This window comes from Mesobacillus jeotgali (assembly GCF_002874535.1).
In the GTDB taxonomy this organism is placed as follows: Bacteria; Bacillota; Bacilli; order Bacillales; family Cytobacillaceae; genus Mesobacillus; species Mesobacillus jeotgali.
Genome location: NZ_CP025025.1, coordinates 2,682,545 through 2,696,235 on the forward strand (window position 1 = coordinate 2,682,545; position 13,691 = coordinate 2,696,235).

At 35.0% G+C, this 13,691-nt stretch carries 15 protein-coding genes and 1 pseudogene; 3 read left to right on the top strand and 13 right to left on the bottom strand.

Features of this window, described 5'->3' with window-relative positions; all coding sequences use genetic code 11:
* The first annotated feature begins 360 nt into the window (after positions 1-360).
* Positions 361-1,200, top strand: coding sequence for a tyrosine-type recombinase/integrase (locus CD004_RS13640; RefSeq protein ID WP_102263273.1), 840 nt, complete (start codon positions 361-363; stop codon positions 1,198-1,200).
* Positions 1,201-1,303: 103 nt separating this feature from the next.
* Here CD004_RS13640 and CD004_RS13645 read toward each other — a convergent pair whose 3' ends face one another.
* From CD004_RS13645 to CD004_RS13685, 10 genes and pseudogenes are all read right to left on the bottom strand, one after another.
* Positions 1,304-1,498: a hypothetical protein gene (locus CD004_RS13645; protein WP_102263274.1), complete on the bottom strand. Its 195-nt coding sequence runs from the start codon at positions 1,496-1,498 to the stop codon at positions 1,304-1,306.
* Positions 1,499-1,631: 133 nt separating this feature from the next.
* Positions 1,632-2,129 carry a hypothetical protein gene (locus CD004_RS13650; RefSeq protein ID WP_102263275.1) on the bottom strand — a complete coding sequence of 166 codons (498 nt, stop codon included), beginning with the start codon at positions 2,127-2,129 and terminating at the stop codon, positions 1,632-1,634.
* Between the two features lie 546 nt (positions 2,130-2,675).
* Positions 2,676-3,971: an IS110 family RNA-guided transposase gene (locus CD004_RS13655; RefSeq protein ID WP_102263276.1), complete on the bottom strand. Its 1,296-nt coding sequence runs from the start codon at positions 3,969-3,971 to the stop codon at positions 2,676-2,678.
* A gap of 242 nt (positions 3,972-4,213) precedes the next feature.
* The gene (locus CD004_RS13660) at positions 4,214-4,870 is read right to left on the bottom strand and encodes a class I SAM-dependent methyltransferase (protein ID WP_324781844.1); all 657 of its coding nucleotides are present in this window, start codon (positions 4,868-4,870) and stop codon (positions 4,214-4,216) included.
* Positions 4,871-5,022: 152 nt separating this feature from the next.
* On the bottom strand, positions 5,023-5,796 hold the full coding sequence (locus tag CD004_RS13665) for a hypothetical protein (RefSeq protein WP_226607933.1): 774 nt from the start codon (positions 5,794-5,796) through the stop codon (positions 5,023-5,025).
* 26 nt (positions 5,797-5,822) lie between these two features.
* Positions 5,823-6,611 carry an alpha/beta fold hydrolase gene (locus CD004_RS13670; protein WP_226607932.1) on the bottom strand — a complete coding sequence of 263 codons (789 nt, stop codon included), beginning with the start codon at positions 6,609-6,611 and terminating at the stop codon, positions 5,823-5,825.
* 92 nt (positions 6,612-6,703) lie between these two features.
* A pseudogene (locus CD004_RS13675) lies at positions 6,704-7,165 on the bottom strand (NUDIX hydrolase).
* A 156-nt stretch (positions 7,166-7,321) separates the two neighbouring features.
* The gene (locus tag CD004_RS24320) at positions 7,322-7,534 is read right to left on the bottom strand and encodes a DUF402 domain-containing protein (RefSeq protein WP_226607931.1); all 213 of its coding nucleotides are present in this window, start codon (positions 7,532-7,534) and stop codon (positions 7,322-7,324) included.
* 63 nt (positions 7,535-7,597) lie between these two features.
* Positions 7,598-7,864, bottom strand: coding sequence for a hypothetical protein (locus CD004_RS24325; RefSeq protein ID WP_226607930.1), 267 nt, complete (start codon positions 7,862-7,864; stop codon positions 7,598-7,600).
* A 43-nt stretch (positions 7,865-7,907) separates the two neighbouring features.
* A complete protein-coding gene (locus CD004_RS13685; protein ID WP_233434869.1) occupies positions 7,908-8,483 on the bottom strand; it encodes a DUF5662 family protein in 576 nt (191 codons plus the stop codon).
* A 271-nt stretch (positions 8,484-8,754) separates the two neighbouring features.
* Here CD004_RS13685 and CD004_RS13690 point away from each other — a divergent pair, with 271 nt between their 5' ends.
* Both CD004_RS13690 and CD004_RS13695 read left to right on the top strand, forming a co-directional pair.
* Positions 8,755-9,801 carry an ArsR/SmtB family transcription factor gene (locus CD004_RS13690; protein ID WP_102263279.1) on the top strand — a complete coding sequence of 349 codons (1,047 nt, stop codon included), beginning with the start codon at positions 8,755-8,757 and terminating at the stop codon, positions 9,799-9,801.
* Positions 9,794-11,020, top strand: coding sequence for an MFS transporter (locus CD004_RS13695; protein WP_102263280.1), 1,227 nt, complete (start codon positions 9,794-9,796; stop codon positions 11,018-11,020). Before CD004_RS13690 ends, CD004_RS13695 begins: the two co-directional genes overlap by 8 nt.
* Positions 11,021-11,183: 163 nt before the next feature.
* Here CD004_RS13695 and CD004_RS13700 read toward each other — a convergent pair whose 3' ends face one another.
* From CD004_RS13700 to CD004_RS13710, 3 genes are all read right to left on the bottom strand, one after another.
* Entirely contained in the window at positions 11,184-11,654 is a 471-nt protein-coding gene (locus tag CD004_RS13700) for an NUDIX hydrolase (RefSeq protein WP_102263281.1), read from the bottom strand.
* Positions 11,655-11,731: 77 nt separating this feature from the next.
* Positions 11,732-12,277 carry a hypothetical protein gene (locus tag CD004_RS13705; protein WP_158651562.1) on the bottom strand — a complete coding sequence of 182 codons (546 nt, stop codon included), beginning with the start codon at positions 12,275-12,277 and terminating at the stop codon, positions 11,732-11,734.
* Positions 12,278-12,448: 171 nt separating this feature from the next.
* On the bottom strand, positions 12,449-13,528 hold the full coding sequence (locus tag CD004_RS13710) for an RES family NAD+ phosphorylase (protein WP_102263283.1): 1,080 nt from the start codon (positions 13,526-13,528) through the stop codon (positions 12,449-12,451).
* Positions 13,529-13,691 lie beyond the last annotated feature (163 nt).

Here is a 13,691-nt window from a genome sequence, read left to right on the forward strand (position 1 = left end):
TTTACTCCTTTCATATATCTGATAAATCTGGGGGACTAGATTTATCACAAGAATTGTTAGTATCATTATTAAATTTTTATATGAACTTCAGGCATATTTAAGACACTTAAAAACATTGTATTTGTAAAACTTATACTGCACACTCATATTGAATTAACCTGCTTAGTTTAGCAAAACCGCTTCCTGTATTTGTACTTCTCCATATACATTTCAACACTTCAAATGAATTAGCTCATTAGAAGACTTAGTTAAATTAACTAAGTTTGTTAGATATTATACAAATTCAATTCACCAAGTCTAAATTTCTATAAAACTGGCAAGAATACCTTCTAATATCCTAATTAAATGGGAGGGATTGGTTTGTTGTTATCAACTGCTTGGAAATCCTATGAAGCTGACAAACGTATAGAAGGCTTTTCACCTTATACTTTAAAAGCATATGGAATTCAAGCTAAGCTACTCATTGGTTATTTTAATGATCCGAATATCGATAGTTTCGAGACAGAAGGTTTAAAAAAATATCTTGTTACTCAAGGAAAGGACTTAAAACCCTCAAGTTTGGCCCACAGAATCCGGTTTATGAAGTCATTGTTTCGATGGTGTCACGAGGAAGGCCATTTAACCATAAATCCAGCAGCAAAGATCAAGGAACCTAAAGCCGGCAAGAGAATTCCAAAGTTTCTATCAGAAAGGGAGATTGAACTTTTACGTGAAGCCTGTATCAGTCCTATGGAAAAGGCACTATTCGAATTGATGTTTTCTACTGGGTGCAGAATTGGAGAAATCGCTGCACTTGACCGCAATTGCTTTAATTGGTCTAACCGCTCTGCCATCGTCAGGGGAAAGGGTGACAAGGAACGTGAGGTGTATTTTAATATTCGGGCTGAATTATGGCTTAAGCGATACATTGATAGCCGCCAGGATAAAGATCCGGCCATTTTTGTAACAGAGAGACAGCCACACAGGATGAGTATTGCACAGATGAGGTATTACATTAAGAAAATCTCAGCGCGTGCCGGCATAGATAAGGAAATTCATCCCCACCAACTCAGACACAGCTATGCCACCCATTTATTGAATAATGGAGCCCCAGTTGAAGTTATCCAAAGCCTTTTGGGCCACGAGAAAAGTGAAACCACTCGAATATATGCCCAATTAAGCGGAAGGCTGAGACAGGAGTTTTATCAGAAATATTTCTAAGAAAGCGAAGAAGCAACGCAAATTATGCGTTGCTTCTATACTCTTGCTCACCTTAGTTCAACAAGGGTTGTAGATTAAAAATGATTAATCTCCTTGCTATCCATTATTCTTTCTCGTTGCTATCCACTAATGGTGGTTTAACGATTCCATGAAGTATGATACTTTTTTCTTTAAAATAGCTAAAAAATTCATGCTGGATAGCAAACTGGGGTATTTTGTATATTTCCTGCTTGTTCATATCTGATGTAAACACCATTATTTCCCCGTTTTTAAGTGGTAGCTTATATGTATTAGCCATATCTCAATCCCCTTTCGATACACGATTAAATTATATATAAAAGAGATTATTTAGCCGCATGTTGTTTATTAGCACCCGTTAGTTTAAGTGAAAGGGTTCGCAAACTTGTAAAAGCACGGCAAACCTTGCTGGATTATAAAACAAAAAAGATTGCAAAAAACAGAACAATTGTCCATATGTAGGAAGTAAGGATTGTTTTGTTGATACGATTGTTATTTCGTTGTTTCTTGTGCTCAATAGAAAAAATAAAGAGAAATATTAAAAATAGAAAGTAAATAAGGAATACATATAAGAGTGACCTCCACTGTTCCACCCAGCTCATAATTGGTCCTACAGTTCCCCCTACTAAAAACAGAATTATAGATAAAACACCAACCGAGATAGTAATCTTGGGCATCACATTCCAAAAGGGTCGTTTAAAAATATTGTTATTCTTTTTTGCCTCAAATAAAAAAATTAAATAGAAGCAAGATAAAACCACTGTTACGATAAAAAATGTGATGTAAATGTTGTTTGCTGGGGTCCAATTTGCAGAAGAGCTAACAATTCTGTTACCCTCATTTAATTCTAAAACCGCCATCAATATTCCTATAGCACCTAAAGTTAGGATTTGAAGTAAAAACCATTTCACGGAACATACACCTCCTAACTATATTACGAAGGACAATGGTAAAAGTTCTCAATAATTTCAGTTATTCAACATAACTGCTTCTTTAGTGCAATAAGAAATAATTCCACCAAAAAAGCGCAGGAATGCTCCCTCAATAAATGAAGCCAAAACGCCGATTTACTCATGTTTTCTTAGAATTTCATAGTCGTTTACCTTCGGTAACTGGCTTTATAAATGGAGGATCTTCACTTGAAAGGATTTTTTTGGACAGAGTAAGAAAAAAGAGCTACAACCCACTAACCAGTTCCTTACAGAAAATGGTGGATGAGTAAAAATATAACCGCACTGGTGGATGTCCACATTTACTCATGGAGGTCAACCCTCCCATGCCTCACAGAGTCTTCGCTCTCAAATTCCTTCGTCCAACCTTTCCATGAGGTGGATGTCAGCCATGCTGCCCCACAGGGTCTTAGCCCGTAATTTAGTTGCTTTGCCGACTAATCCGTGCTTCAAATGTCTCCAAAATCAATAAAACCAGAACTACTATTCATCTAAACTAAAACAGAGTTACGCTGCCATTTCCGTCTTCTTTGCTAGTGCCAAATGAGGGATGTCCTTTAACATCTTTTCTTCATTAAACTCAAATTGCTTTTTACCAATACTAAAGAGTATCCGGATTAGTTTATTACACAAAGCGATCAGGGACTGCATCTTCTTTAATGGATTATCCGGACGTTGAGTATAGTACGCATGTAACGCCTTAAATGCCGTATTTTTGGCGACAAGAATCATACAAACCCTGAATAACAGGGCCCTTAGCTTCTTACGGCCCCTTTTTGTAATGGTCGTTTTTCCTTTGTGCTTACCCGATGTATTTTCTTTCAAGCTTAAACCGGCCAGCTTGATAATTTGCCTGGGATGATTGTATTCGCCTAAATCTCCTACTTCAGCGAAGAAGCCGGCAATTGTATCCCTGCCCACACCTTTTATCGCTAACATTTGTGGTACACCTGGTATTTCATCAAGCAGACCATCAATTTTCGAATCTAATTCTTCGAATTGCAACTGAATTAATTCATACTTAGCCAGAATGGTTTTAAGCTCAAGTCTGGCCATATTGGCACCCTGTCTGAGTCCGATGGACTTAGTGGCTGCCTGTTTTAACTCGCGGATTTTGTTTAATCCAACACTCCGGGATACGGATTTTCTCAAATGGACAAGTAGCTCTTGTTCAGTGAATTCAGCTATTTCATAGGGTAAGGCATAGAGCTTTAAGAATTGTAAAGCAGCCTTACCCTCCCATTTCTTAAATACCTTGAGGAATTCCGGAAAATACCGGTCAATCCAGTTGTGTACCTGCCCTTGGACCGTTTGAAGGTCTTCAGTTAAAAGATCGCGTATTTTCTTTGCCACACGGAGTTCTGCATAAACACCTTGCGGTATCGTAGGTTCTGCGTATCTTCCGTCTTTGACCAGTTGGGCTATGACCTTGGCATCTTTCACATCATTCTTCGTAGGTGAGTTATCATCCAATTCCTTGCTTTTCTTGACGTGCAAGGGGTTTACAGCGACAAATTTAATCCCGTTTTCTTTTAAAATATGGGCCAAGTTAAACCAATAATGGCCTGTCGGCTCCATGCCAACCATCACTTTTTCCATTCTCTGTTCTATTTTGATTACCGAAATCCATTTAAGAAAATGCTCAATTCCCTCTTTAGTATTTTTAAATTGACACGGTGATCCAAACTCTATTCCCCTGAAATCCTGGGCACGTGCCACATGCTTGAATTTTGCAATATCGACTCCTATAATAAGAGTCTGAGAAGTTATTTGAGCAATCTTCTTATTCTGGTTATAATTCATTTTAAAGCCTCCTGGTGTTTGAGATATTTGTCCTTTTTGCTGGCCAGCGTCAGGACTCTCTCATTCTACCAAGAGGTTATTTTCTTGTTCAAACTCCATTTTCTTTCATTACAGGAATGCTGCCTCGTTTGTTCAATAACAACGCTTCCTGATTGGTTAGGTGTTCCACTTGCAGAGGCATCTGAGTACATCAATCCATATTAGCTTTGATAATAAGGAATTGGGGACTTTTTAAAAGCATTTCATATTTTTCCTGGTGCCATTTGCTTAAACTTCTTTGTGGGTAGAGGTTCAATGACTTCTTCAATAGAAAAGTATTTCAGAGTTTCGTTTAAAATTAAGTTAAGAGGTCTTCGATAAAAAGGAACTTCAAATGACTTTCCATCTTTATTCCATTTATCAATAATTAATTCTGTGGAGAAATAGTTTGCATCCTGGAGCAGTTTTATATCTGAAAACGGATGGTGAACTGAAAATGCAAAAATGCCTTTTGGTTTTAAAATCCTTTTAAACTCACTAAAAGTAAGATTCCAATCCTTTATATAATGAAGAGTTAATGAACTTATAATGTAATCAAAGGAGTTATCTTTAAAAGGTAAGTTTTCTTCTAAATCCAAACAAAGAACATTTGCTCTATTTCCAACACGCCTAACAGTGGAACTAACCATATCGGGACTTATGTCAGTTGCAACCACATTCGCTCCTCTGTTGACTAATTGTTGAGTATACCAACCCGCTGCACAGCCAGCATCGAGAATATTCAAGTTATTTAAATTCTGTGGTAGCTGTCTTAACATTGAAGGTCTTTCGTATTCGCTATTAAATAAGCTAGTTGTATCCACTGTATTTTCATAAATATTAGCAAGGCTATCAAATGTGTCCTTTACTTTATCTTTCATATTTCACCTCTTTTTATATGATTTATGTAATTTACTTGTATACCTTATTAAGCAAACCTGCCCCATTTTTTGAATAAAGGAATTAAACAAAAAGGTGCCTCAATCCTCCTGGCTCAACGCACCAAGTATGTTGACCTGACGTCTTGGACTCATTACGAAAAGGCTTTGTTCTGAATTATTTTGTATTTATTCAAAACTTCCGATAATATTTCTTTGTTGTAACTCGTTCTTTGACTTATCTTTTCTACCCACTCTTCTATCTTTTCTAATTTAGGTTCCATAAATAAACCTTCACTTGTACTTAAAAAGCTCTCCCAATTATAGAACTCCCAATGTGCTATTTCGGATTTATAAGAGATTCTACATTCTAACAACGGGCTTGGCTTAATTAAATTCTGTGAAAACTCAGCAGCTTTTAGGAAGTAATTCATTTCAATTGGATGTGTATTGAATATCTGTTTTGATACTTTGCCGTTTGTACGATGATAAAGAATTTCTGTGCCATTTTGATTATTTAGTACTTGTACCTTAGCTCCAGGGAAAAAACCACTCAGTACATCATTGGTATAATCCTCACTATCAGTATCTATTAAAATTGGAGATAGCCATTGGTCTCCTAAATCGCATAAATAACGATTTCCTTTTTCATTTACTGCTATAACAGCAACGTGGGCATCTTCAGTGTTTAGGTTATGACCCACGGGATAAGCTTCTACTCCATCTTTATTAAATTCATCAAGTAACCAAAGAGCTAGGTCGAAACAATTACCTGATAAACCATATTGTTCTCTGTGTTCTCTCATAAGTGATACATTACGTTGTTTTTCAATATTTCCTTTGTTATAAAACCAAACCTTAGTTAATGTTTCCATCGGAAAATCGTTGAACTTCTCCCAAGTCTTCAGAATACTTTCTGTTGGTAACACCTGAACACCTTCTTTTATTAAAAATTTTAACTTCTATCCTGTCCCGTAAACTTAATAAAAGGTTTCAAGACTTCACCTAATTCTTTCTTTTTGTTTAGCCAAACATAATGTTCTGCTCCTTCGACTTCGATATATCTAGAATTAGAAATAAGGTTAGAGATTTGTTTAATGGACCAAGAAGGACGAATATCATTCTCGGCGTAAATAAAAAGTGAAGGTAAGTCAATCTGTGAGATTTCTTTTAACAATAATGGTTTCTTTATAAATGCTCTCCAAGAATCAATAAGAGATCGGTGAACAATCTTATTTGCTTCATACTCAAAATCCGGTTTCATTTCATCAATTTCTACTTTGTTTCGATTATAAGCTTCCTTCCAATCCCTATCATTTTGGATTCCAGTTCCTGAAATTGAAACATATCCTAATACAGAATTTGGATATAAAAGCGAATAAGCCAATCCTAAATCAGCTCCCCAGGAGTGCCCAATTACTACCCAGGTTTTTAGGCCGTACTCTTCCCGAATGTGTTCAATGTCTTGAAGACAAGCTTCTAAATTGTATCCATTCCCGTCAAAATGTGAACGACCACAACCTTTAGGATCAAACATAATAACTTCACAAATATCTTCAATAAGATTTGATAATGGTTCCAAATAATTACAAGAACCAGGTCCACCACTGATTAAAATAACTGGAACTCCCTGCCCTCTTTTTTCTGTCCATAGGTTGCCATTTTCAACTTTAATATACTTTTCAACCAACAATATCACCCTTGAAACAAGTTTTAATGCTGATATTCTTCCTAAATACTCCAAACTCCTTCTTCCACTAAACTGCTTCTTGTGTTTAATAAGCATATTCTGTAAAAAGAGCTTTAAGCTGGATGACTAACCCCCCGTTTGCATAATTAGGTTAGCCTACCAATCAGTTTATAAGGATTTACTTCCCAAGTTTCATAAGGGATAAAGTTGATTGCTTTTATAGAATCAAGTGTACGAGATCTCATATGCGGACGAGTTATGTAATTATCTATATTTTCTTCAGTAAGTTTAACGAATTTTGCTTCATTAATTTCTTCGGGTTGAATTTTTATTTCTCCGCTAACATATTTCGCCTTAAACACCACTGATAATAAATTTTTTGTGGCATTATATTATACTCCTGTTATTCCAATAGGTGAGATCACTATCCCTGTTTCCTCTAATACTTCTCTACAGACAGCTATATCAAGAGGTTCTCCTTCTTCTACCTGACCTCCTGGAGGTTCCCAAGTATCTTTTCTCCAATGAGTTTTGACTAATAAGGCTTCTCCATTTTCATTTGTAACATAAGCAGAAACTGCAATAATATGTTTCGGTGTAGTGTGCATATTAATTCCCCTAAAATCTTGTTATTAATAGTTTCTTGAGCTACGACGTTTTTACTTGTTTATTATCTGTTGTGAAACATTGCCTGCCCTTGTTCTATAAGAAAATGACACATTAGTGCACGAATTTTGGTTTCTTTCCCAGATTAGTTGCTTATTCTACTTCAGCATATTACTTAAGATTTTTTTATGGGTGTTTGACAGTTTAATCAAGCTGAAATTTCCTTTGTCTATTAAGCTTTTAAGATTTTCCACTTCGTTCAACGCCAATTTATATTGATATTTATCAATGATACCTCTTATTAACGCATCTTCCAGTTCATCCTCATCTTTTAAAATTAACTCTCCAGTTGGTAACACAACGATATCCAAAAATAAATCATCCCAAAAAGGAATATCATCTTCCGCTCCATTGTGAAGACAAATATCTATATTTCATTGAACTACGTTACCACTACTATCGAACATTGTAGTTACACAATGGTTTTTATCACAAGGAAATTGTTGAAGCCACATAAAACCATTATCAACAATACAAATATCTTTCTCGCCGTACCTCGTATGTAAAGGATTAGATACTTTTAATGTATGTAACAAAGTGATGTAACCTCTAAAGTCCTTTGTAGTAAGGAACGTCTGGGCATACCTTCTTTGCAATACTCGTTTCCAATCTTTTCGCTCTCCATATCTTCTCTTAATCATTCTCTTCCCCCTAAAGTTTTGCAAGACGCATTATCAGAGTTTGCTATGTTATCTTCTTGTACACAACAGTTTCTTTGCTCTCAGCTGCCTTTTTATTTCTCATAATCTTTTCAAGTTCTGTTTTTGTATCTGGATGCAGTATTATCTTATCTGTAAGATCCAAGTTCGATATTTTTACCTTTCTCCCCCACTTTCTTGAAAACGAACGCCAATCACAAACCATTTCAACCAGATATTTTCTGGGCATCGGCAAGGCTAGTTTTTTATTCGGATCAACAACCCAATACTCCCAATGGTGTTTATTTTTATGTTGATGATTTAGCCACGCATACTTCCATTTCATTTCCTCAAGAGGACTGAGTTCCTCATTAGAAAAGAATTTTTTAGCATACGGAAAAAATTCCTTTGGTGAAAATTTGGAAAGATCGTGGGTAATCCCTTGGATGTATAAACCTTCCTTCCAGCATTCAACAAAAACATTCAATTTATGGTCCAGTATGTATACTAAATTCCTCCAACAAGCCTTCCACATAAAATCCTCCACATATCCAATAATTGTTAGTTCATATTCTTCTTGTGAGCTTAAAATTCCTGCTTTTATTTCAACAAAAAAGGACATTAATCCCTAACAGATTATGCCCTTGTTAATTAACCACGAGATTTCAACCCGTCTATATAGTAAAATCCTTGTTCAATTATCCTCCTCCATTTGTTCAATAAGGAATTCAACAAAAAAGGCTATTAATCCTTCTGATAAACTCATCCGTTAGTTAAGGACATTCTGTCTCAAACTTTAGATTCATTTAGATGTTTCTAAAATAAAATATTTTTCGAACATTATTGAATTATCAATTCTATAAATTTAGAATGTATACAAAGGAGGAATTACTATGAAACAGATTTATTCGCCACTACCCCAAGAAAGCTTATCAATATCCGTTGAGTCCTCACCAATATGGGAGATTGCCTTGGGTATTTCAGCCTTTACTCATAGCAAGTTACGTCACACCTTCGAGCAAGATGAAAATTGGTTGCAACACCAATCCTCTATGCCATTAACATTAGTGAGTAACCTAAAAGAAATCGAGGATTCAAATTTATGGTATGCGTTACTTATGTTGCAAAATAAACTTTGCTCTTCCAATGTTCAAGACTTTTTGAATTCATTAAATGAGTTGGAACCAGAATCGTTTTATGAAACAGTCTTACCCTATAAGGACCGTACATATGAGTCTATAAGGAAAAACACAGCAATGAATTATATGAATGGAGAGTCCTTTTTTCAATATGCTTCTTATTTTAAGGATCATGAATATCTCAATGATTATGTCCTTTCCTTTCGGCAAAAAGAATATAAGGTCATAATTGGCTTGTTAACTGAAACAATTCTTGTATGGTCTCAGTGGATCAGTGAACAAAAGGATTGGGCGAAGTGGTTGCAAGCCCTGTCTTTCGAAAATCAAAAAAACAGGGTAATTGATAATTCTAGACCATTGGAGGAAATTGAACGTATTACAGGAGGAGCGAAGTATCTGCCAGAACCATCTGTTTGGCAGGTAAAGCTTGTACCGCATGTATCCTATCGTCCATGGATTTTGGAACTACGCTCTCCAGACACAAAGCTGTTATTTTATCCATTAAACGAAGCTGCTCTTTTAGAACCTGGTGTTCCCCCTCAAGAACTCGTACAAGGTCATAAATCATTGGGAGACGAACTTCGCTTAAAGTTGTTGTTTCAAATCACAAAAAGAGCCATTTCTCTACAAGATTTGAGTATGCATTTTAATGTTTCAAAAACGACCCTTCATCATCAACTTTCCCTGTTAAAAGCAGCTAAGTTCATTAAGGTTGATAAAGGGATTTACTCAGCAAACACTTTGAAAATCCAATCTTTTTCCAAACTTCTTAATCAATATCTTGGAGAAATTCATGAATAATAAGAGATATTCGAGATCGTTCAAATCTCTTTGGATTGGAGAAATTGTTTCTGAGTTCGGGGGAGCTGCTGGCGGGATTGTAAATGGGCTTTTATTGTATGAGATTACGGGATCGAAGGAATGGATGGGAGCTCTCTGGTTGATTTACTTTCTTCCTTCCTTAGTACTTCAGGGAATAAGCTCACCTTTTCTTAACCATGTTATTAAAGAAAAAATGCTAAAAAATATACAACTAATTCGTTCAGGAGCATACCTTCTGCCTCTCTTAGGCTATTTAAGTGGAGAGAATTACATAACAATAATAGGTTTAATTATTTTACAATGTTTATTAGGCCTAGTTCAGCCAATATATGCAAGTCTTTCTTTCTCACTATTGCCTGATTTATGTTCTGAAAAAGAGCTAGTACAAGCAAATAGTTTATTAGACGGAACTCTTAGATTAATGAGTTTTATTGCGCCTGGTATTACATCATTACTTCTTATCGTCAGTCCTATTTATGTTATATACATAATTTCTAGTCTCATGTTTTTACTAAGCTATATATCCTTATTACAAATACCACAGAAGAGTGTTGAAAAAATTGCAACGTGGTCCAAAAAGTTCTGGTGGGACGAATTAAAAGCAGGGTACTTCACATTTTTTCAATACCCGCATTTATTAAAACTAACGATCTTATCTTCAATTGTGCAGTTTGCCGTAGGAGCAACTATGGTAATAAATGTTCCTTTTATTCGTGGGGAACTCAATGGACAAGCTTGGGAGTATGCTGTATTCTCTGGCGCTTTTCCCGTTGGATATGCTATAGGTATGTTACTGCTCACAAAGTTACCAAAAAACAATCTTTTAATGTATGCTGGTTTAATCGGTGGTGGACTTTCCTTTGTTCTGCTTTATTTCGTACCAACTATCCCATTAGCTTGGGCTTGTGAGCTAATAGGAGGAATTTTATTTCCATTGTTTAATGCACAGAGTGCTGCATACTTTCAGAGAGAAGCACCTAGAGAACGACTTTCACAGTTAAGTTCAATTCGTTTGCTATTTTTAAGACTTACTATGCCATTGGGGATTTTATTTGCATCTGCTTCATTCCTAGGAATTAGCACACGATTAACGTATTTGATAATTGGAACATTCATTGCACTTCCAGGTTTATACTTTTTAATAAAAACAATTATTAATAGGGACTCATCTCCTAAACAAATAAGAAATATTGGTTAACAAAAAGTGCAATGCCATTCAAATGCATTGCACTTTTTTTGTATTCTTCTTCAACTCTACTGCATCTATAGTTTAATAAATAAAAAGTGCTGCCCTACCACTACCTACTGGACACTTGCACCCCGCTAGTTAAAGATTATGGATAGTTATTTTGAAGGTATTTTTATTTAAATACACCTTTTCTTTTGGAAAGCCAATCTTCTAAGGCATCTTCGTGTTGTTTTGTGAATAATTTCGGTATTTGGTCTATTGGGAAGTATTTTAAATCTAAGGTCTCAATACCATCTGCGATAATTTCCCCATCAATTGGCTTGCATTGAAAAAAATGAGTGATAGTCTGAGCTTTATCTCCGTTCGGAAACTCACCAGAATATTTAGAGTAGACACCAATAAGATGTTCAACCTCAACATTTAATCCTGTCTCTTCAAGTATTTCTCGTTTAGCGGTTTCTTCAAGAGATTCTCCAAGTTCCATAGCACCACCTGGAAAACCCCACTCATTTCTATCTCCCCGTTTTTGTACAAGAATCTCATTTCGTTCGTTATAAACAATACCTCCAGCAAAATTAAGAAATATTAAATCGTGCCCTACTTTTCCCCGAATATAACGAATGTAGTCCTTATTTGTAGTCATAAATTCCCTCCCATTTTTAGCCTCTATCTAATTTTACAAATTATAAAGATAATAGAGTGATTAAATTAACCTGTACTTTAGTTCAATAACATGATAGCTTCATCGAAAATAGCTTTGTATCTCGTATAAATTAGTCCATATGGATCGGAGAGTTTTCCTTTTGGTGTCTTTGGTAGATTTCCTATGTACTGTAATGATTCTATATGATGTTCTAAGCATAAATTAAGTCCTTTTACGGCTTTGTTATTACAGTGTTCTCTCCTACAATTTTCTTCTGATGCAACAAATTTATTTTCTGTTAAGAATCTGTCCATCAATGCCAAGTATATTAGTATTTCGTCAGGAGCAGTATAATGCTCTTCTTCCCACTTCTTTATTTCAATTGAAGGAATTTTAAACAAATATTCTCCATTACCAAAATTCCAAGCATAGCTCCCCTGCCACAGTTGATTGCATTCATTGCAAACATACAATTTTTCTTCGCCATTAGAGTGTTTAGCAATTAATTTAAATACTTCCTTTTGCATTTTACTTTCTTTAATACGTTTTGATATATCATTTCTTTGCAATGTTAAATCGTTATAGCTTTCACATCCGCAATTCATTACGAATCCCCATTTCATCTTCATATCCTACTTGAACTAACCTGCATCGTTCAATAAGAATTCTAAAAAAAGGGGTACAATCCGCACCCGTTTGTTCTTAATTATAAATTTTTTTCATTCCTATCTGTGACAATTGCCGATTTCTCTTAATAAATTCCATTCATAGTTGTAATTTGTTTTAAATTACTTTTATTTTTTAAAATCATATTTGTATAGAATGTTATTTACCTCCATTATCTGAATTGATTTGGCGTCTACATTGTTTTCATCAAAAATAACAACATTGTTCCCTGGCCCCATTGCACTATCGAATAAAATACCATCAAATCCTTTTGTTTTGATTAATTCAGTTATGTATTGAGTCGGTAAATATTCTATTTCTGATTTATTCGGGTCTACAGGAGTGCTTAATTCTTGAATAAAAGATGACAAAATTTTATTGATTTCTAAAATTTCATAAGGGGATTCAAAATCAAATGGAGATATTGGATCACTGAATAGACCAACCAATTTTAAATTCCTCTTTGGAATTAAGTGAGCAACAGTTACAGTAGCTCCTTTCCACGGCCTAATTTCAGCTATACTTGTAGCCTCATCTATAGCACAATATAAATAGCTTATTCCGCGAGGATTTGCTCTTCCTGGTGTAGTCAGTTCAGCGGGTGGTGCCATCATTTTTCCGATAGGATGTACACCTAACCTTGCTCTAAATAAATCCAACTTCTCGGTATATACAGTTCTATATTCTAAAATTTCATCAATTCGATCATTAAAAATATCATTTTTGGCTTCAGGAAAAAATCTATTAAAATGTTTTATTTCATTCTTGAAACTATCCCAGATTTGTTCCCAACCTTCTAAAGGATGAACAAAAGTAAATGCTTGCGTGATTCTTGAGTATAAATTATATGGATCAATATATCTTTCTGGGTCCCATCTCTTATTAAAGTTCAATATGTCGAATAATAAGTTTTCATCAGTTCCAGTTCCTATAATCTTTTCCGAAAATATATTCCAATCTTCATTTATTAAATCAATGAGCCTATCGCCAAATTCTGACGGATCATCATGAATCTCAGGATGAAAATATTCATAAGGTTCGGTACTTTCATAATGCTTAAATAGCCTATCAAAATCTTCGGTTAAATCATCTATATCTATAATAAATACTTCCTCACTATCACAATAGTCGCAATTTCCCACCTCATCATTTTCTCTAATCTTAGTAATTAAATGCATATCTTCAAAACAATATTGGCAGCATTTCAATTTTAAATCACCACTTCTAATCCATTTTTATACCATTATATAACATGTTGGTATTCAATGTTTCTTTTGAAGTAAAGTTATCCTTAAGCTAACCTGCCTAATAGTAGTTCCCGCAAGCTGACATGTTCTTCAGCCCATAACTTCCTATCAAAGGTGACTACTT

What these genes read in the sequence shown, in the direction of transcription:
- CD004_RS13645 (WP_102263274.1), bottom strand. Translation starts at nt 1,498, where the DNA reads ATGGCTAATACATATAAGCTACCACTTAAAAACGGGGAAATAATGGTG.
- CD004_RS13655 (WP_102263276.1), bottom strand. Translation starts at nt 3,971, where the DNA reads ATGAATTATAACCAGAATAAGAAGATTGCTCAAATAACTTCTCAGACT.
- CD004_RS13660 (WP_324781844.1), bottom strand. Translation starts at nt 4,870, where the DNA reads ATGAAAGATAAAGTAAAGGACACATTTGATAGCCTTGCTAATATTTAT.
- CD004_RS24325 (WP_226607930.1), bottom strand. Translation starts at nt 7,864, where the DNA reads ATGATTAAGAGAAGATATGGAGAGCGAAAAGATTGGAAACGAGTATTG.
- CD004_RS13685 (WP_233434869.1), bottom strand. Translation starts at nt 8,483, where the DNA reads ATGTCCTTTTTTGTTGAAATAAAAGCAGGAATTTTAAGCTCACAAGAA.
- CD004_RS13690 (WP_102263279.1), top strand. Translation starts at nt 8,755, where the DNA reads ATGAAACAGATTTATTCGCCACTACCCCAAGAAAGCTTATCAATATCC.
- CD004_RS13695 (WP_102263280.1), top strand. Translation starts at nt 9,794, where the DNA reads ATGAATAATAAGAGATATTCGAGATCGTTCAAATCTCTTTGGATTGGA.
- CD004_RS13700 (WP_102263281.1), bottom strand. Translation starts at nt 11,654, where the DNA reads ATGACTACAAATAAGGACTACATTCGTTATATTCGGGGAAAAGTAGGG.
- CD004_RS13705 (WP_158651562.1), bottom strand. Translation starts at nt 12,277, where the DNA reads ATGAAATGGGGATTCGTAATGAATTGCGGATGTGAAAGCTATAACGAT.